The sequence below is a fragment of the Streptomyces sp. ISL-36 genome (genome assembly GCF_018614205.1).
Lineage (GTDB): Bacteria > Actinomycetota > Actinomycetes > Streptomycetales > Streptomycetaceae > Streptomyces.
Window position 1 is genome coordinate 50,984 of the sequence record NZ_JAGGOS010000054.1, and the last position, 19,182, is coordinate 70,165.

Below are 19,182 nucleotides of genomic sequence, written 5' to 3' on the forward strand. Positions count from 1 at the left end.
GATAACTCCTCGTTGTCGGTGGGGTCTGATTCACTGGAGTCCGGTCAGCAGAGACCGGCCAGTTGGAGCAGCAGGGACTTCACATCGGTGGCCGCGACGCGGCCGCTGACAGCGCGGGGGGTGGAGCACAGAATGAGCGGACCTTCGTCATCGCTCGTGGGGAGGCGGCCATGGCTGCCGCGAATAGGTGAGGGATCGAGAGGCACGACCGCCAGTCGGTAGCGCATGCCCAGCTTCTTGCGGGCGATCGCCGTCGCCGCCTTGATCCGTACGTAGGGGTCCAGCGGGTCCATGAAGAGCTCGACGGGGTCGTAGCCCGGTTTGCGGTGGATCTCCACGAGCCGGGCGAAGTCGGGCGCCTTCGTGTCGTCGAGCCAGTAGTAGTACGTGAACCAGGCGTCGCGCTCGGCGAGGGCGACGAGCTCCCCGGAGCGGGGGTGGTCGAGGCCGTACTCCTTCTTGCCCTCGTCGTCGAGGAGCCGTTCCAGTCCGGGAAGCCCGGCGAGGGCCTCGCGCGTGGCGGCCATCTCTCCGGGGTCCTCGGGGCGGCGGACGTACACGTGGGCGAGCTGGTGGTCGGCGACCGCGAAGGCGCGGGAGGCCATCGGATCCAGGTACTCCATGCCGTCCTGGGTGTGGACCTCGAGCAGTCCGGCGCGGCGCAGGGCGCGGTTGATGTCGACGGGCCGGTCGACGCGGGTGATGCCGTACTCCGAGAGGACGACGACGGTGCGCCCCTCGGCCCGTGCCTCGTCGAGGAGGGGTGTGAGGGCGGCGTCGAGATCGGCGGCCGCGCGCTCGGAGCGCGGGTCGTCCGGTCCGAACCGCTGCAGGTCGTAGTCGAGGTGCGGGAGGTAGCTGAGGGCGAGGTCGGGGCGGCGGGTGCGCAGGATGTGCCGGGTGGCGTCGATGATCCACCGGCTGGAGACGAGATCCGCGCCCGGGCCCCAGAAGTGGAAGAGGGGGAAGGTGCCGAATTTCTCGGTGAGTTCGTCGTGGAGGGCCGGGGGCCGGGTGTAGCAGTCGGGTTCCTTGCGGCCGTCCGCGTAGTAGACGGGACGGGGGGTGACGGTGATGTCGGTGTCCGCGCCCATGGCGTACCACCAGCAGATATTGGCCACGGTGTAGCCGGGGTGGGAGCGGCGGGCCGCGTCCCAGAGTTTGTCGCCGGCGACGAGGCCGTTGTGCTGGCGCCAGAGGAGGACGTCGCCCAGGTCGCGGAAGTACCAGCCGTTGGCGACGATGCCGTGCTCGGAGGGGAGAGTACCGGTGAGGAAGGTGGACTGGGCGGTGCAGGTCACCGCCGGCAGGACGGTGGAGAGAGCGGCCTGGGAGCCTGACCCGGCAAGGGCCCGGAGGCGGGGCATGTGCTGGAGGAGGCGGGGCGTGAGACCGACGACGTCGAGGACCAGGAGGGGGATGGGTCGGGTGTCGCTCCGGAGACCGGTCATGGGAGTTCCTTGAGGCCGAGGTCGGTCAGGAGGTCACGGGCCAGCGTGAGTTCGGCGGCGATGCCGTCGGCGAGACGGGCGCGGGTGCGGGGGCGCTGCGCGGCCGGGAGGGCCTGCCAGGTGTAGGTCTCGACCTCCAGATGGTGGGTGCGGGGGCGCGGGCCGCCGAGGAGGAGGCCGAGGGTGTCCTGGAGCACGGGGAGGGTGGAGGTGAGCGGAGGAGCGGGCGGCGTATGGAGGGGGACGTGGAAGTGTGCGCGCCAGGGCGCGCCGTCGGGGAGCGAGCGGCCCGCGAGGGCTTCGGGGAGGTCATCGGTCCCGCGCAGACCGGCGGCGGTGCTGGTGCGGGTCTGGTGCAGGAATCGGGGTTCCGCGAAGGCGGCGAGCGCGGCGCGGACCTCGGGGAGATGGGGGTGCTCGGCGTGCAGTGCGGCGGAGAGCTGGGACTTGACCACGGGGACACCGACGGCGGCGAGGCCGTCCAAGGCGGTACGGGGGTCCTCGAAGGACGTGGCGAGGTGGCAGGTGTCGACGCAGACGCCGATGCGCCGGCTCGATACGGCGGTGAGCGGGGCGATCGCGTCGGCGGTGGTCTCGACGGTGCAGCCGGGTTCCGGCTCGAGTCCGATCCGGACGGACTTGCCGGTGAGCTCCTCCAGGGCGTCGAGGCGTTCGGCGAGGGTCCTCAGGGCCCTGCGGGCGGTGTCGGCGGCGCGGGAGTCGAAGGAGGTGCGCCAGGCGAGGGGCAGGGTGGAGACGGAGCCGTCGGTGACGTCGTCGGGGAGGAGCGCGGCGAGGAGCCGGGCCAGGTCGGTGGTGTGGGCGAGACGTTCGGGGCGGGTCCAGTCCGGCTGGTAGACGCGGTACTTGACCTCTTCGGCGCCGAAGCCCTCGTAGGGGAAGCCGTTGAGGGTGACCACTTCGAGGCCGCGGTGGTCGAGTTCGGCGCGCAGTGCGCGCAGGGAGGCGGGATCGGTGATCAGTGAGCGGGCGGCGTCCCGGGCGAGCCAGAGGCCGATGCCGAGACGGTCGCGGCCGAGACGCCGGCGAACGGGTTCGCAGTGGTCCCGGAGCTGGGCGAGTACGCCGTCGAGGGTCTCGGCGGGGTGGACGTTGGTGCAGTAGGCGAGGTGGACGGTCGAGCCGTCGGGGTGGCGAAAGCGCATCGAGGGCCTCCCTCATTCCCCGCCGCGGAGGATGGAGTTGCCCTGGTGGGACGCGCCGGGTGAAGGGAGGTCGAGCCGGAGCCGGCCGCTGAGGCCGTAGAAGGCGACGGGGTTGCGCCAGAGCACCCGGTCGACGTCGTCGTCGGAGAATCCGGCGGCGAGCATGGCGTCGCCGACCTTGCGGGTCTTGAGCGGATCGCTCTTGCCCCAGTCGGCGGCCGAGTTCACGAGGACGCGGTCCGGGCCGTGGTCCTTGAGTACGGCGACCATGCGGTCCTCGTCCATCTTGGTGTCGGGGTAGATGGAGAAGCCGAGCCAGGCACCGCTGTCGGCGGCTTCCTTGACGGTGGTCTCGTTGAGGTGGTCGAGGAGGACCTGGTCGGGGGCGAGTGCGGATTCGCGCACGACGTCGAGGGTGCGCCTGAGGCCGGCCGGCTTGTCGCGGTGCGGGGTGTGGACGAGAGCGGGCAGGCCGTGGTCGGCGGCGAGCTGGAGCTGGGCGGCGAGGGCGGTGTCCTCGGCGGGGGTCATGGAGTCGTAGCCGATCTCGCCGACGGCGACGACGTTGTCCTTCACGAGGTAGCGGGGCAGGGCGTCGAGGACGGGGGTGCAGCGGGGGTCGTTGGCCTCCTTCGGGTTGAGGGCGAGGGTGCAGTGGTGGGCGATGCCGTACTGGGCGGCTCGGAAGGGTTCCCAGCCGAGGAGGGAATCGAAGTAGTCGAAGAAGGAGGCGGGCGAGGTGCGAGGCTGGCCGAGCCAGAAGGAGGGTTCGACCAGGGCGCGGACGCCGGCCTCGTACATGGCGCGGTAGTCGTCCGTGGTGCGCGAGGTCATGTGGATGTGGGGGTCGAAGATGCGCATCAGGAGTCCTCCGTGGGGGTGGTGAGGGCGAGGACGCGGTGGAGGTCGTCGGGGACGGGGCGTCCGGCGGCGGTGCGTTCCGCGGCGTAGTCGATGAGCATCCGGGCGAGTTCGGCGTCGCCCCGGGCCCGGTGGGGCAGGCCGGCGACGGTGTCGACGGGGATGCCGGTGAAGAGGCACTTGAGGACGGCGTGGCGCCAGGGGTGGGGTGCCAGATGGGAGGCGGCGTAGGGGCCGACGGCGGCGGCGATCAGGGTGGTGTCGTGGGTGCGCAGGGCGTCCTCGACGAGGGGCAGGGCCTCGGGGCCGGTGAGGAGCGAGGGGAGGGCGAGGAGGACGGCGCGGCGTTCGGCGGCGGTGCCCTGGTGGTAGAGCCGGGTCAGGGTGGTCGCGTCGGCGCGGGCTTCCTTGAGGAGAAGGACCCGGACGGAGTCGGCGTGCTCCTGGCCGCAGTGCCGGCCCGCGGAGGCGAAGCGCAGCTCCCAGAGGGAGGTGCGGGCAGCGGCGGCGGCGAGGGCCTCGTCGAGCCAGCTGCGGGCGGAGTCGGTCAGCATGCCGGAGTCTCCCGTCGGGCGAGGTGGTCGCGGAGGTACGCGAGGGAGGTGCGGGCGAGTGCGGGGCCCGCGTGGGAGTGGCGGGGCAGTTCGACGACCGTCAGGCCCTGGTAGCCGCCGGCGGTGATGTCGGCGAGGGCGGCGAGCACGGGCGGGAAGTCGATCTCGCCTTCGCCGAACGGAAGGTGTTCGTGGACGCCGCGGCGCATGTCCTCGATCTGGACGTGGTGCAGCCAGGGGGCGGCGGCGCGGAGGCAGTCGGCCGGGGCGGCCGGCTCCAGGCACTGGCAGTGGCCTATGTCGAGGGTGAGGCCGAGGACGGCGGGGTCCGGATCGCCGAGGAGGCCGCGGAGGTGGTGGAAGTCGTCGAGGGTGGCGAGGAGGTGACCGGGTTCGGGTTCGACGGCGAGGGGGACGCGGGCGGCGGCCGCGGCGTCGATGACAGGGGTGAGGGATGCGGCGAGGCGTTTCCAGGCGACGGGCTCGGTGGTGCCGTCGGGGGTGATGCCGCTGAAGCAGTGGACGGCGTGGGCGCCGAGGTCGGCGGCGACGCGGACGGCCCGCAGGAGGAGGCGGGTGCGGTGGGCGCGGGCGTCGGGGTCCGGCTCGAGCAGTGAGGGGCCGTGCTTGCGGCGGGGGTCGAGGACGTAGCGGGCGCCGGTCTCGACGGTGACGCCGAGGCCGAGTGTGTCGAGGCGGCGGGCGACGTGGGCGGTGCGGGTGGCGAGGTCGGGCGCGAGGGGGTCGAGGTGCATGTGGTCGAGGGCGAGGCCGACGCCGTCGTAGCCGAGGTCGGCGAGGAGGGCAAGGGCGTCGTCCAGCCGGAGGTCGGTGAGGCCGTTGGTGCCGTAGCCGAGGCGAGGGGCGGGGGCGGCGGTGCCGAGGGCGCTCATGTGGGGCTCACCTTCCGTGCGAGGGTGCGCGCGAGGGGGGCGAGGCCGAGGAGCGCGAGGGCGGTGATGGGTGCGCCGGAGCGGGCGGCGAGGGTGGCCTGGAGGGGGATGAGGGCGCGGATACCGGCGCCGACGGAGCGCTGGGTGAGGGGCGGTGACGGGTTGAGGGCCGCGTGGAGGAAGGGCGCGGCGGGGGTGCGGGCGTAGCCGGCGGCAAGGGCGGCGGCGACGAGCCGGGCAGAGGTGGGTGAGGTGCGGTTCCCGGCGGTGGGGCGGGCCGCGGTCGCGGCCACGGCGAGGGTGGCGGCGAGGGCCAGCGCGGGGGCGCGGGTGGAGCCTCCCTGGGCCTCGTGCCGGGAGACGGCGGTGATCGCGTAGGTGTGGGCGGCGAGGAGGGCGGCGGAGGCGAGGGGGCGGGCGGAGCGGAGGCGGAGGGAGGGTGGGCGGGGGGAGGGGGAGGGGGAGCCCCCCGTGGCGGTGGCGCCGAGGAGGAGGTCCAGGGCCCGGGCCGCCGCCATCGCCGCCGGTCCCGCCGAGGTGTGCTTGAGGTGCAGGTCGTAGGACCAGACCGTCGCGGCGAGGCCGGTGGCGACCGCGAGCGCCGGGCGGCCCGCGCGGGCGGCGAGGCCGAGGCCGGCCGCGGTCAGGGCCGCCGAGGCGGCGAGGGCCGCGCCGGGGGTGATCCGACCGGAGGGGATGGGGCGGTGGGGGCGGTCGACGGCGTCCTCCGCGCGGTCGGCCCAGTCGTTGAGGGCCATGCCCGCCTCATACAGGCAGAGGGAGGAACCGATGGCCAGGAGCGTGGACCGGTTCGGGCGCAGTCCCATGGCCGCCGCGCCGGCGAGGGCGTCCCCCGGGACGGTGAAGAGGGCGGAGACGCGGAGCAGTTCCGCCCAGGAGGCGAGGGGGCCGCTCACTCCCCCTCCCCGAGCCGTGCGGCGAAGGCCAGCAGGCGCCCGTACTGCTCCGCCAGTGCGGCGGGGGCGTCGCCCTCGGGGTCCTTGAAGTAGAAGGCCAGATCCTCCAGGGGGCCGGTGAGGCCCTTTTCGTGGGCGCGGGCCGTCAGGCGGGCGAGGTCCAGGACGAGGGGGGCGGCAAGGGCCGAGTCGCAGCCCTGCCAGGTGGTCTGGAGGGTCATGCGGGAGCCGAGGAAGCCGTCGAAGGCGATGTGGTCCCAGGCCGTCTTCCACTCCCCCAGGGCCGGGACGTCGTCGATGTGGACCTCGCCTTCGGGTGCGCCGCCGAGGACCTCCGCGAGGACGCGTTCCTTGCCGGCGTTCTTCGCCGCCGCGGCGGCCGGGTCGGCGAGGGCCGCGCCGTCGCCGCCGCCGAGCAGGTTGGTGCCGGACCAGGCCCGGACGGTGAGGGCGCGCTGGACGAACATCGGGGCGAGGACGGAGCGGAGGAGGGTCTGGCCGGTCTTGCCGTCGCGGCCGGCGTGGGGCAGTCCGCAGGCCGTGGCGATGCCGGTGAGGGTGGGGTGGCGCAGGCCGGTGGAGGGGGTGAAGTTGACGTAGGGGCAGCCGGCGCGCAGGGCGGCGGCCGCGTAGAGGGAGCTGGGTGGGAGCGCGGCGCCCCCCGACGCCGGCTCCGTACCCGGAACCCGTGCGTCCCCCGACGCCGGCTCCGTACCCGGAACCCGTGCGCCCCCCGACGCCGGCTCCGTACCCGAAGCCCGTTCGTCCCCCGACGCGGGCTCCGTACGCGGAACCCGTGCGTCCCCTGACGCGGGTTCCGTGGAGGCCACATTGACGACCACCACCCTGGTCAGGTCCAGTCGTTCGCGGAAGTCCGTCATGTCGGCGGCGAAGGAGGCGATGAGTTCTTCGTCGGTGCGGGGTTCTCCGGGGAGGGGGCCGCCGGGTCGGATCTCCTCGTCGGCGGCGTGGAGTTCCGCGGTGACGGCAGCGGCGAGGCCGTGCGGCAGGACTCCGGCGACGGTCAGTTCCTCGGCCCGTTTGGGCAGGGGGCAGGCGGTGGTGTCGTGTCCGCCGAAGACGAGGGAGGACAGTGGGGGCAGGCCTGCGGTGGTGAAGGCCTGGGTTTCGGTGGCCATGCCGGTGGGTGGGTGCAGGCCGGCCGTCATGGCGGCGCAGCCGGCCACCACCGTGGTGGCGACGGAGCCTCTGGCCCCGATGAGCCAGACTCCGGTACGTGTTCCAGTGGTCACGACGCTGCCTCCCTTGCTCGGTGGTGGAGACGGCGGGCGGGGGGTACGGCGCCTCCCCGCCCGCCGCCGGCTGTGCGGGGAGCTCTACGGGGTGAGCTCCTTGAGTTGGATGTTGCGGAAGGACACCTGGTCGTCGGCTCCGTGGTTCTGGATGCCGATGTGGCCGTCCTTGAGGCTGCGGGCCGGGTCGGTGTTGGTGAAGTCGTTGATCTTGACTCCGTTGAGGAACACCTGGAGCCGTTCGCCCTGGACGCGGATCTCGTAGCTGTTCCACTGGCCGGGCGGCCGCAGGACCGCGTCGCGTGCCGTGAGGTTGGCGGACTTGAAGCCGTAGACGGCTCCGGTGGTCCGGTCGGCGGCGTCGGTGGCGTCGATCTGGATCTCGTAGCCGTTGTTCACGGCGGACCAGGGGTCGTCGGAGGCGGGGAAGCCGACGAAGATCCCGGAGTTGTCGTCGCCGGCCATCTTCCAGTCGAGCTTGAGGGAGTAGGAGGAGAACTCCTTGGCCTGGTACCAGAGCATTCCCATGCCGCCGACCGAGCGCAGTTCGCCGTCGGTGACGTCGAAGCTGCCGGGGCCCGCCTGCTTCCAGCCTTCGCGGGTCTGGCCGTTGAAGAGGTCGCGGTAGCCGGTCTGGGGCCGGCAGTCGGCCGTGACCTGGCCGGTGGCGTAGCGGAGTCCGCCGAGGAGGTGCTGTCGGAAGGCGGGTTCGGTGTAGGACTCCTTGGTGTGGCCGCCGCCGGTGTAGAAGGAGCGGCCGCCGCCGTAGGACTTGCACCAGGCGATGGGGTGGTCGCCCTTCATCGTGCCGCCCTGGTAGGTGGTTTCGTCGAGGGTGGCGAGGATGCGGGCCTGGCCGCGGGGGTTGGTGCGGTAGTTGTACCACTCGTCGGTGCGCTGCCAGGGGCCTTCGATGTGGGCGGTCGCGGGGTGGTCGTGGTCCTCGACGCGGACGGTCGCCGGCTGGATCTGGGGGTGGGAGGCGAAGTGGGCGCCGACGAGTCCGCCGTAGAACTCCCAGTCGTACTCGGTGTCGGCGGCGGCGTGGATGCCCATGTATCCGCCGCCGTTGGCGACGTAGTTCTCGAAGGCGGTCTGCTGTTGTGGGTTCAGCACGTCGCCTGTGGTGGACAGGAAGGCGACGGCGTCGTAGCGGGCGAGGTTCTCGGTGGTGAACTGGCGTGGTTCTTCGGTGGCGTCGACGGTGATTGCGCTGTCGGCTCCGAGCTCTTTGAGTGCGGTGATGCCGGCGGGGATGGAGTCGTGGCGGAATCCGGCGGTGCGGGAGAAGACGAGGACGCGCTTGGCGGTCCTGTCGACGGGGGTGTTGGTGATGGTGAAGTCGTCGACGTCGTAGAGGGCGCCGGTGCCTCCCTTGAAGACGAGGAAGAGTTCGGTGGTCCTGCGGGGTGCGGTGCGCAGGGGTACGTCGATGTTCTGGAAGGTCTCCCAGCCTCCGGTGACGGGGACGGGTGCGGAGCCGAGGAGGGTGCCGGTGGGTGATCCGGTGCGGACTTCGAGGAAGCCGCCGGCGCCGCCGGAGGAGACGCGGGCGGTGAGCTTGGTGGATCCGGTGAGGTTGTAGGGCTTGAAGGCGATCCAGTCGCCGTTGTCGATGTCGCCGACGGTCCGGCCGCCGTTCGCGGGGGCCTTGTCGATGACGCTGATGCCGCTGTGGGTGTCGAAGTGTTCGGCCTGGCGGTGGCGGGGTTGGAGCTTGGCCTGGTCGTGGGTGGTGAGGGCGGCCTGGCCGCCGCCTCCGCCGTCGGTGTATTCGGCGTCGAAGACGGCGAAGATGTTGGCGTCGTCGTCGTGGCCGCCGTCGGCGGAGGTCTTGATGGTGCCGGTGCAGCCGTTGGCGCTGGTGACGGGGTGGCCGTGGCTGTCGTGGCCGAGGATGTAGGTGACCTTGACCTTGGTGCAGTCGATCGTCCGGTCCTCGGGGTCGGTGACCGTCACCTTGAAGGGGATGTCGTCGCCGAAGTCGAACAGTGCGCCTTCGGCGGGGAGTTCGAGGGTGACCTTGGGGGCGGTGTTGCCGACGACGATGTGGACGGAGGCGGAGCCGGTGCGGCCCGAGGGATCCTTGGCCGTGACGGTCGCGGTGTAGGTGCCGTTCTTCCGGTACGTGTAGGTGGGGTTGGCCGCCGTCGACGTGCCGCCGTCGCCGAAGTCCCAGCTGTAGGTGAGGGCGTCGCCGTCGGAGTCCGTGGTGCCGGCCGAGGAGAAGACGATCTTCAGCGGCGCGGTGCCGGAGGTCTTGTCGGCGCTCGCTTCGGCGACGGGTGAGCGGCCGCCGGTGGCGTTCTCGATGCGGTAGAGGCCGGAGTTGTGGTCGCCGCCGAACCAGGCGGTGCCGTAGTCGAGGACGTAGAGGGCGCCGTCGGGGCCGAAGGCCATGTCCATGATCTGGGTGCCGGTCCAGGGGACGGGGTTGATGGACTGGACGGTGCCGTCGGTGCCTTGTTCGATGCGTTTGATCCAGCGTCGGCCGAACTCGCCGGCGAAGAAGTCTCCGTCGTAGGCCTCGGGGAACTTGACGGGGGAGGTGGAGGTGGCGTCGTAGCGGTAGACGGGTCCCCCCATGGGGGATTCGGAGCCGTTGCCGAATTCGGGTAGGGAGCCGCCGTTGTACGGGATCCAGGCGGGTTCGGCGGGCGGGAGGTCGACGAGTCCGGTGTTGTAGGGGGAGTCGTTCTTCAGGGCGCCGCAGTCGAAGGTCGCGCCGGAGGTCTTGGTGGCGAAGTCGTAGTCGACGTAGGGGTCGTTGTTGCCGGTGCAGAAGGGCCAGCCGAAGTTTCCGGGTTTGGTGACGCGGGCGAATTCGACCTGGCCGGCGGGGCCACGCTGGGGGTCGGCGGCGCCGGCGTCGGGGCCGTAGTCGCCGACGTAGAGGATGCCGGTGGGCTTGTCGACGCTGAAGCGGAAGGGGTTACGGAAGCCCATCGCGTAGATCTCGGGGCGGGTCTTGGCGGTGCCGGGTGCGAAGAGGTTGCCGGTGGGGATGGTGTAGGAGCCGTCGTCGGCGACCTTGATGCGCAGGATCTTGCCGCGCAGGTCGTTGGTGTTGCCGGAGGTGCGGCGGGCGTCGTAGGCGGGGTTGCGGCCGGGGCGTTCGTCGATGGGGGTGTAGCCGTCGGAGGCGAAGGGGTTGGAGTCGTCGCCGGTGGACAGGTAGAGGTTGCCCTGGGCGTCGAAGTCGATGTCGCCGCCGACGTGGCAGCAGATGCCCCGGGTGGCGGGGATGTCGATGACCTTCTTCTCGCTGGCGTTGTCGAGGGTGCCGTCGGCCTTCAGGGTGAAGCGTGAGAGGCGGTTGACTCCGTCGTAGGCGGCGAAGTCGGCGGGTGTGCCGTCGTTGGGGGCGTCTCCGGCGGGGGTGGTGAGGGGCGGGGCGTAGTAGAGGTAGATGGCCCTGTTCTGGGCGAAGTTCGGGTCGAGGCCGATGCCTTGGAGGCCTTCCTCGTCGTGGGAGTAGACGGGGACGGTGCCGATGACCTGGGTGTTGCCGGCGGCGTCGGTGCGGCGTAGTTCGCCGCCCCGTGAGGTGTGCAGGACGCTGCGGTCGGGGAGCACGGCGAGTGACATCGGTTCGCCGACTTCTTCGCCGCCCTTGGCGAGGGTGACCTGCTGGAACTCTTCGGCGGCGGCGGCGGTGGTGGTGGTGGCTGTGGCTGTGGCGGTTTCGTCGGCGTGGGGGTCGGCGTCGGCGGCCAGGACCTGGGGGGCGCCGAGGGCGAGGAGTCCGACGGTGAGTAGGGCGAGTGACTTCCTGGCTCGGAGTCGTTTTCTGTGCACGGGTGTCCTCCGGAGTAGGGCCGGGTGTGCGGGTTGTCCGGGGACCGGCGTGCGCCGTCACGCTGGTCACATACCGCTGTTACGTCATGTACACATCAGAGACCGTAGCCGGGTTCGTCCGCCACGGAAAGCCCTTGTGCATGAGTGCGGTTGAACTTTTCACAGTGAGAGGACAAAGCCTCTCGGAGGCAGGGCGGACCGGCCTGGTGGCGTCGTCACCACCAGGCACCGACCTGCGGCTTCGGGGTTTCGCAGGGCTAGCGGTCGCCCCCGAACGCGGCGTCGAAGGAGGCCGTGGGCGGGTCGAAGTCGTACCGCTTCAGATGAGAAAGCGCTTCCGGTGCGCCGGTGAGCCGGTCCATCCCCGCGTCCTCCCACTCCACCGAGACCGGCCCGCCGTAGCCGATCGAGCGGAGCATCCGGAACACGTCCTCCCAGGGGACGTCACCGTGGCCGGCCGAGACGAAGTCCCAGCCGCGCCGCGGATCCCCCCAGGGCAGGTGGGAGCCGAGCCGCCCGTTGCGGCCGTCGAGGCGCTTGCGGGCCTCCTTGCAGTCCACGTGGTAGATCCGGTCGCGGAAGTCCCACAGGAAGCCGACCGGGTCCAGGTCCTGCCAGACGAAATGGCTCGGGTCGAAGTTCAGGCCGAAGGCCGGCCGGTGGCCGACCGCCTCCAGCGCCCGCTGGGTGGTCCAGTAGTCGTACGCGATCTCGCTCGGGTGGACCTCGTGAGCGAACCGCACGCCTTCGGCGTCGAAGACGTCCAGGATCGGGTTCCAGCGCTCCGCGAAGTCCTCGAAGCCGCGCTCGATCATCCGCTCGGGCACCGGGGGGAACATCGCGACGAGATGCCAGATCGACGAACCGGTGAACCCGATCACGGTGTCGACTCCGAGGGCCGCCGCGGCCCGGGCGGTGTCGGCGATCTCGGCCGCCGCCCGTCGCCGTACGCCCTCGGGCTCGCCGTCCCCCCAGATCCTGGCGGGGAGGATCCCCTGATGACGCTCGTCGATCGGATGGTCGCAGACGGCCTGCCCGACCAGGTGGTTGGAGATCGCCCAGCACGACAGCCCGTACTTCTCCAGCAGGGCACGGCGGCCGTCGACGTACGAGGGGTCGGCGAGCGCCTTGTCGACCTCGAAGTGGTCTCCCCAGCAGGCGAGTTCGAGACCGTCGTAACCGAAGTCGCGGGCGAGCCGGCAGACCTCCTCCAGCGGCAGGTCGGCCCACTGGCCGGTGAAGAGGGTGAAGGGACGAGGCACGGAAGGAACCTCCATTACTCCTGTACGGGCGTGTGGACGGCTACGGGTGTGTGGGGGACGGCACGGGCCTGGGGACGGCTACGGCGTGTGGACGGCACGGGCGTGGGGACGGCTACGGCGTGTGGACGGCTACGGGCGTGTAGACGGAGTTCTTGCTCGCGCTCTCCTCCACGGCGGCGAGCACCCGCTGGACCTGGAGCCCGTCGGCGAAGGACGGCGCGGGCGCCGCCCTGGACGCGATGGCGTGGACCAGGTCGCGGGCCTGGTGCACGAAGGTGTGCTCGTAGCCGAGTGCGTGTCCGGGCGGCCACCAGCCCTCCAGGTACGGGTGGCCCGGCTCGGTCACCAGGATGCGGCGGAAGCCCGCTGAGACGGCCGGTTCGGTGTGGTCGTGGAAGGAGAGCTCGTTGAGCCGCTCCAGGTCGAAGGCGAGGGAGCCGTTCTCCCCGTTGATCTCCAGACGCAGGGCGTTCTTGCGGCCCGCCGCCATCCGGGTCGCCTCGAAGGAGGCGAGCGCACCGGAGGCGAGCCGTCCGGTGAACAGGGCGGCGTCGTCCACCGTCACCGTCCCGTACGACGTGCTCGCCGAGGCCCCCGAGAGACCGGCCGACGCCCCGGCGAGCAGCGGCCGCTCCCGTACGAAGGTCTCGGTGAGCGCCGAGACACCGACCAGGGGCTCCCCCGCCAGGTACTGGGCGAGGTCCACGGCGTGCGCCCCGAGGTCCCCGAGCGCGCCGGACCCTGCGTGTTCGCGCTCCAGGCGCCAGGTCAGCGGGAAGCGGGGGTCGACGAGCCAGTCCTGCAGGTAGGTGACCCGTACGTGCCGGAGCGCTCCGAGCCGGCCGTCAGCGACGAGCCGGCGGGCGTACGCGAGGGCGGGGACGCGCCGGTAGTTGAAGCCGACCATGGCGACCTGGCCGCGGGCGGCCGCCGCCTCGGCGGCGGCGACCATGGCCTCGGCCTCGGCGACGGAGTTGGCGAGCGGCTTCTCGCACAGGACGTGCTTGCCGGCCTCCAGGGCGGCGACGGCGATCTCCGCATGGCTGTCGCCCGGGGTGCAGACGTCCACGAGCTGGACGTCGTCGCGGGCGACGAGGGCGCGCCAGTCGGTCTCGGCGGCCGCCCAGCCGTGCCGGTCGGCGGCCGCACGGACGGCGGCGGCGTCCCGGCCGGCGACGGCGGCGAGGACCGGTCGCATCGGCAGGTCGAAGACGCGTCCGGCGGTGCGCCACCCCTGGGAGTGGGCGGCGCCCATGAACGCGTACCCGACCATGCCGACGCCGAGCGTCGGCGGCGGCGTGGCCTCGCCGGCCTCGCTGTCCCTCTGTTCCATACGTTTCCTCCGTTTCGTCGTGCGCGGCGGCGATCTGCTCGGTGGGGGCGGGCGACCCGGGGCCGCGCCGGTCAGCTGAAGCCGGTGGGCAGGTACTCGTCGACGTTGTCCTTGGTGACGACGGCCGAGTAGAGGGTGATGGAGGCGGGGATCTCCAGCTCGGACATCCCTCCGACGCCCTTCTTCTGGCCGAGGGCGCGGGCCAGGTCGATGGCGGAGGCGGCCATGGTCGGCGGGTAGAGGACGGTCGCCTTGAGGACGCTGTCGTCGGCCTTGATGGCGTCCATGGCGGACTTGGCTCCGGCGCCGCCGACCATCAGGAAGTCCTTGCGGCCGGATTGGGCGATGGCGCGCAGGGCGCCCACTCCCTGGTCGTCGTCGTGGTTCCACAGGGCGTCGAACTGGCTCTGTGCCTGCAGGAGTTGGGCCATCTTGGCCTGACCGGACTCGACGGTGAAGTCGGCGGCCTGGCGGGCCACCTTGGTGATGTTGGGGTAGTTCTTCAGGGCGTCGTCGAAGCCTTGGGTGCGCTGTTTGGTGAGCTCCAGGCTGTCCATGCCGGCGAGTTCGATCACCTTGGCGTTCGGCTTGTCCTTGAGCTGTTCGCCGATGTAGCGGCCGGCGTTGAGGCCCATGCCGTAGTTGTCGCCGCCGATCCAGCAGCGGTAGGCCTGGGGGGAGGCGAAGACCCGGTCGAGGTTGATGACGGGGATGCCGGCCTTCATGGCCTGGAGGCCGACCTGGGTGAGCGCCTTGCCGTCGGCGGGCAGGATGACGAGGACGTCGACCTTCTTGTTGATGAGGGTCTGGATCTGGCCGATCTGGGCGGCGGTGTCGTTGGATCCTTCGGTGATCTCCAGGGTCACCTCGGAGTACTTCTTCGCCCGGTCCTTGGCGTTCTGGTTGATGGCGTTGAGCCAGCCGTGGTCGGCCTGGGGGCCGGCGAAGCCGATGGTGACGGGGGTGCCTGGCTTGTCGTCGGCGGCCGGGGCGTTGCCGGCGGCGGGTGCCTGGTTCTTGGGCTCGTTGCTGGTGCAGGCGGTGAGCAGGGCGCCGGCGGAGACGGCGGCGGTGCCGAACAGCAGTCCTCTGCGGCTGGTTCGTGGCATGGCGATGGATCCCTTCGACGGGAGGAGAGGGCGGTGCGGGGGGGGGAGGGGAGGGATGCGAGGCGGTGGGTCAGGCCTCGCCGTTGCGCACGGTGCGGCGCTGGACCAGGACGGCGGCGACGATGATCGCGCCCTTGGCGATCTGCTGGACGTCGCTCTGCAGGTTGTTGAGCGCGAAGATGTTGGTGATCGTGGTGAAGACCAGGACGCCGAGGACGGAGCCGACGATGGTGCCGCGGCCGCCGGTGAGCAGGGTGCCGCCGATGATCGCGGCGGCGATGGCGTCCAGTTCGTACAGGTTGCCGTTGGTGTTCTGGCCGGAGCCGGAGAGGATGATCAGCAGGAAGGCGGCGATGCCGCAGCACAGTCCGGAGAGCAGGTAGAGGTAGAGGCGCTGGCGGCGGACGTCGATGCCGGCGAGGCGGGCGGCCTCCGCGTTGCCGCCGACGGCGACCGTGCGGCGGCCGAAGGTGGTCCGGTTGAGGATGAGCCAGCCGGCGACGGTGACGGCGGCGAAGACCAGGACCAGCGGCGGGATGCCGAGGAGGTAGGCGTCGGGGATGCCGAGGTCGAGGACGGAGTCGACGGTGACGATCTGGGTGCGGCCGTCGGTGATCTGCAGGGCGAGGCCGCGGGCCGAGGCGAGCATGGCGAGGGTCGCGATGAAGGGGACCAGCCCGCCGTACGCGATGAGCAGGCCGTTCACGAGTCCGCAGGCGAGTCCGACGACGACGGCCGTGAAGAGGATCCCCGCGAAGCCGTACTCCTGGGTGGCGAGGGTGGTCGCCCAGACGGAGGCGAGGGCGACGATGGCGCCGACGGAGAGGTCGATGCCGCCGCTGGTGATGACGAAGGTCATGCCGACGGTGACGACGCCGATCACGGACGCCTGGGTCAGGACGAGTTGGAGGTTGGACGTGGCGAGGAATTCGTCGGGCTTCGTGATACCGCCGACGGCGATCAGCACGGCCAGCACACCCAGCAGGGAGAGGTTGCGGACATCGGCCCGGAGACCGAGCGCGCGCCAACCGTCCTCCTGCGCGGGCGCCTCGGTGCTCTTGGCGGTGGACAGCGTCATGACGTCGGGCTCCCTTCCATCACTAGGTCGAGTACGCGGTGTTCGTCGAGCTCGTGGGCGGGTGCCGTGTGGACGACGCGGCCTTCCCTGAGCACCAGGACGCGGTCGGCGAGGCCGAGCACCTCGGGTACTTCGCTCGACACGAGGAGGACGGCGAGCCCGTCGTCGGCGAGGCGGCGGATCACCGCGTAGAGCTCGGCGCGCGCGCCGACGTCGACGCCGCGGGTCGGCTCGTCGAGGAGCAGCACCCGGCAGCCGCGCAGCAGCCACCGTGCGAGGACGGCTTTCTGCTGGTTTCCGCCGGAGAGGGTACGGATGGGGGCGTCGGGGTTGTCGGGCCTGAGGGAGAGTTCCCGGGTGGCCGCGCGGGAGGAGTCCCGTTCGGCGGTACGGTCGATCCAGCCGGCGCGCGAGAAGCGGGCGAGCGAGGAGACCGAGACGTTGCGGGTGACGGACTCCAGCATCAGCAGGCCCTGGGCCTTGCGTTCCTCGGGGGCGAGGCCGAGACCGGCGCGGACCGCGGCCCGGACGCTGCCGGGGCGCAGGGCGCGGCCGTCGACGAGGACGCGTCCGGCGGTGGGCTTCCTGGCGCCGTAGACGGTCTCCAGGATCTCGGAGCGGCCCGAGCCGACGAGTCCGGCGAGGCCGACGATCTCGCCGGGCCGCAGGTCGAGGTCGACGGGGGCGAACTCGCCGTGGCGGGCGAGGCCTTGGAGCTGGAGGACGGGTGGGACGGCGGGGGGTGCGGCCGGCCTCTCGGGGAAGACGTAGGCGACGTTCCGGCCGGTCATCAGGGCGACGATGTCCCGGGTGGGGGTGGAGGCGGCGGGCAGTCCCCCGGCGACGGCCCGGCCGTCCTTGAGGACGGTGACCCGGTCGCCGATGCGGCGGATCTCCTCCAGCCGGTGGGAGATGTAGACGACGGCTACGCCCTCGGCGGTGAGGTCGGCGACGATACGGAAGAGGTTGTCGACCTCGTCAGGGTCGAGGGCGGCGGACGGCTCGTCCATGACGATGAGGCGGACGTCGTGGGAGAGGGCGCGGGCCATCGAGACGATCTGCCGGTGGGCGGCGGAGAGTTCGCCGACGAGGCGGGCCGGATCGATCTCGGGGTGGCCAAGCCGCTTGAGGAGTGCGGCGGTCGAGGTGCGGGCGGCGCGGCCGCGGACGACGAATCCGGCCGTGGTGGGTTCGTGTCCGAGGTGGACGTTCTCGGCGACGGACAGCCCCTCGACCAGGTCGAGTTCCTGGTAGATGGTGGCGATGCCGAGGCGCATGGCGGCGATCGGGGAGCGCAGCCGGACGGGTTCGCCGCGCCAGGTGATGTGTCCGCCGTCGGGCTGGTGGGCGCCGGCGAGGACCTTGATGAGGGTGGATTTGCCGGCGCCGTTCTGGCCGAGGAGGCAGTGGACCTCGCCGGGCGCGACCTCCAGGTCGACGCCGTCGAGGGCGCGGACGCCGGGGAAGGACTTGGTGATGCCGGACATGGTGAGCAGGGGCGGGGGCGGGGGCGGTTCTGGTGCCATGACGAAGCTCCCCTCGGCGGGTGCGGGTGGCGCCTGAGTGGGTGGGTCGAGGTGGGGCGGGGTGGGTCGAGGCGGGGCGCGCCGGTGGGAGGCCGGTGCGGGGCGGTGGGTGGGGGTGTGCCCACCACCGGTGTCGGCTTACGCCGGGGAGAAGAGGTGGTCGCTGATGAGGCGGGCCGCGCCGATCACTCCGGCCGCGGGGCCCAACTCGCCGAGCACGATGGGGAGATTGCCGGTGGCCAGGGGCAGGGACTGCCGGTAGACCTGGGTGCGGACACTGGCGAGGAGGTTGTGACCGAGGCCGGTGACACCGCCGCCGATCACCACCAGACCGGGATTGAAGAAGCTGACGAGTCCGGCGATGACCTGCCCGACCCGGTTGCCGCCCTCACGGATGAGGTCGAGTGCGGTGGCGTCCCCGGCGGCCGCCGCCGCGGCGACGTCCACCGCCGTGAGCCGGCCGGCCGCCGCGAGGCGCCCGGCGAGCTCGTCCGACCTGCCGCCGCGCGCCGCGTCCTCGGCGTCGCGGGCCAGGGCGGCGCCGCTGAAGTGGGCTTCCAGGCAGCCCTTGTTGCCGCAGGCGCAGGCGCGGCCGTCCGGTTCGACCTGGATGTGTCCGATGTCGCCCGCGCTGCCCGTCGTACCGCGGTAGACCGCGCCGCCCACGACGATGCCGCAACCGATGCCCGTGCCGATCTTGACGCAGAGGAAGTCGGCGACCGATCGGGCGACGCCGGCGTGCTGCTCCCCCATGGCCATGAGGTTCACGTCGTTGTCGACCATGACCGGGCAGCCGAGTTCCTGGCTGAGCGCCTCCCGTACGGGGAAGCCGTCCCAGCCGGGCATGATCGGCGGTGCGACCGGGATGCCCTCGGGGAAGCGGACCGGGCCGGGGACGCCGATGCCGGCGCCGTCGAAGCCTTCGGCGAGGCCCGAGGCGCGCAGTTTGGCGGCCATGGACAGGGCCTGCTCGAAGATGGCGACGGGGCCCTCGCGGACGTCCATCGGGTGGTTGAGATGCCCGAGGACCTCCAACTCGGCGTTGGTGACGGCCACATCGATGGAGGTGGCGCCGATGTCGATGCCGAGGAAGCGGAGTTCGGGGGCGAGCCGGATGTTGTGCGATCGGCGGCCGCCGCGGGAGGCGGCGAGGCCGTCCGCGACGACGAGGCCGGTGTCGAGGAGCCGGTCGACCTCGACGGCGAGCTTGGAGCGGGAGAGGTCGATCTGATCACCCAGCTGGGCGCGGGAGTTGGGTCCTCCGTCGCGCAGCAGTCGGAGCAGTCGCGCCTGGTGCGCGTTGGCAGGTCGTGCCGTCATGCGTCTCACGCGCCCCTCCCCTGGTGACGTTGTGCGGGCTCTCCGTCGGGCTTTCGAGGGGAACGTAGCAGTGGCGTCCCGGAGTGGGAAGAAGTTGCGCAGGAATCGGCTAGGACTTTTTCCCGAGTGAGGACAAAGCTGGGGTGGCAGCGGGCGGACGGACCTCGACCAGGCGGGCGGAGACGACGACGTTGCCCTCGTACCCCTTCTCCCTGGTGAAGCCGCCACCGCAGGTCAGGAGCCGCAGCTCGGGCCGTGGACCGTCCTGGTAGATCCGCTCGGCCGGGAAGCGGTCCTTCGGGACCACCTCGATGCCGTACACGGCGAAGACGGCCGTCCTGCCGTCCCGGCGGGCGATCTCGACGCGATGCCCCTTGCGCAGGGCGCCGAGGTCGAAGAAGACGGCTCGCCCGTCGGGTGTGTCGACGTGGCCGACGACGACGGCGGTGCCGCGCTCCCCGGGGGTGACGGCGCCGGTGAACCAGCCGGCGAGGTTCTTCTCGTACGCGGGTGGGGCGTCGATCCACCTCTCGGCGTCGAGGCCGACGGCCATGACGGGCGCGTCGACGCGGACGGCCGGGACGCGGACGCGTTCGGGGCGCGAGGCGGGCAGGGGAGCGGGGGCGGCCTCGGGTGCGGGGGCGGCGGCGCGGTCCGGGGC

The 19,182-nt window shown here is 72.0% G+C and carries 15 protein-coding genes; all 15 read right to left on the bottom strand.

Annotated features, from left to right (window positions below; translation table 11 throughout):
* Window positions 1–44 precede the first annotated feature (44 nt).
* A complete protein-coding gene (locus J7E93_RS14975) occupies window positions 45–1,451 on the bottom strand; it encodes a nucleotide pyrophosphatase/phosphodiesterase family protein (RefSeq protein ID WP_215069466.1) in 1,407 nt (468 codons plus the stop codon).
* Entirely contained in the window at window positions 1,448–2,617 is a 1,170-nt protein-coding gene (gene eboE / locus J7E93_RS14980; protein ID WP_215069474.1) for a metabolite traffic protein EboE, read from the bottom strand. The genes J7E93_RS14975 and eboE overlap by 4 nt, the downstream gene beginning before the upstream one ends.
* 12 nt (window positions 2,618–2,629) lie before the next feature.
* Entirely contained in the window at window positions 2,630–3,478 is an 849-nt protein-coding gene (locus J7E93_RS14985; protein WP_215069476.1) for a TatD family hydrolase, read from the bottom strand.
* Window positions 3,478–4,032: an EboA domain-containing protein gene (locus J7E93_RS14990; protein WP_215069484.1), complete on the bottom strand. Its 555-nt coding sequence runs from the start codon at window positions 4,030–4,032 to the stop codon at window positions 3,478–3,480. The genes J7E93_RS14985 and J7E93_RS14990 overlap by 1 nt, the downstream gene beginning before the upstream one ends.
* Entirely contained in the window at window positions 4,026–4,925 is a 900-nt protein-coding gene (locus J7E93_RS14995) for a sugar phosphate isomerase/epimerase (RefSeq protein WP_215069486.1), read from the bottom strand. Before J7E93_RS14995 ends, J7E93_RS14990 begins: the two co-directional genes overlap by 7 nt.
* Window positions 4,922–5,842, bottom strand: a complete 921-nt coding sequence (locus J7E93_RS15000; protein ID WP_308368612.1) for an SCO3242 family prenyltransferase — start codon at window positions 5,840–5,842, stop codon at window positions 4,922–4,924. Before J7E93_RS15000 ends, J7E93_RS14995 begins: the two co-directional genes overlap by 4 nt.
* Entirely contained in the window at window positions 5,839–7,095 is a 1,257-nt protein-coding gene (locus J7E93_RS15005) for an inositol-3-phosphate synthase (protein ID WP_215069488.1), read from the bottom strand. Before J7E93_RS15005 ends, J7E93_RS15000 begins: the two co-directional genes overlap by 4 nt.
* A gap of 84 nt (window positions 7,096–7,179) precedes the next feature.
* Window positions 7,180–10,893, bottom strand: coding sequence for a ThuA domain-containing protein (locus tag J7E93_RS15010; protein ID WP_215069490.1), 3,714 nt, complete (start codon window positions 10,891–10,893; stop codon window positions 7,180–7,182).
* 257 nt (window positions 10,894–11,150) lie between these two features.
* Window positions 11,151–12,155, bottom strand: coding sequence for a sugar phosphate isomerase/epimerase (locus J7E93_RS15015; protein ID WP_215069492.1), 1,005 nt, complete (start codon window positions 12,153–12,155; stop codon window positions 11,151–11,153).
* 112 nt (window positions 12,156–12,267) lie between these two features.
* The gene (locus tag J7E93_RS15020; protein ID WP_215069494.1) at window positions 12,268–13,488 is read right to left on the bottom strand and encodes a Gfo/Idh/MocA family protein; all 1,221 of its coding nucleotides are present in this window, start codon (window positions 13,486–13,488) and stop codon (window positions 12,268–12,270) included.
* 71 nt (window positions 13,489–13,559) lie between these two features.
* Entirely contained in the window at window positions 13,560–14,597 is a 1,038-nt protein-coding gene (locus J7E93_RS15025) for a substrate-binding domain-containing protein (RefSeq protein WP_215069497.1), read from the bottom strand.
* A gap of 70 nt (window positions 14,598–14,667) precedes the next feature.
* On the bottom strand, window positions 14,668–15,675 hold the full coding sequence (locus J7E93_RS15030; protein ID WP_215069498.1) for an ABC transporter permease: 1,008 nt from the start codon (window positions 15,673–15,675) through the stop codon (window positions 14,668–14,670).
* Complete coding sequence (locus J7E93_RS15035; RefSeq protein WP_215069500.1) at window positions 15,672–17,201, bottom strand: sugar ABC transporter ATP-binding protein; 1,530 nt, start codon at window positions 17,199–17,201, stop codon at window positions 15,672–15,674. Before J7E93_RS15035 ends, J7E93_RS15030 begins: the two co-directional genes overlap by 4 nt.
* 138 nt (window positions 17,202–17,339) lie before the next feature.
* The gene (locus J7E93_RS15040; protein ID WP_215069502.1) at window positions 17,340–18,521 is read right to left on the bottom strand and encodes an ROK family transcriptional regulator; all 1,182 of its coding nucleotides are present in this window, start codon (window positions 18,519–18,521) and stop codon (window positions 17,340–17,342) included.
* Window positions 18,522–18,630: 109 nt separating this feature from the next.
* On the bottom strand, window positions 18,631–19,182 hold a 552-nt coding region (locus tag J7E93_RS15045; RefSeq protein WP_215069504.1), incomplete at its 5' end, for a class F sortase.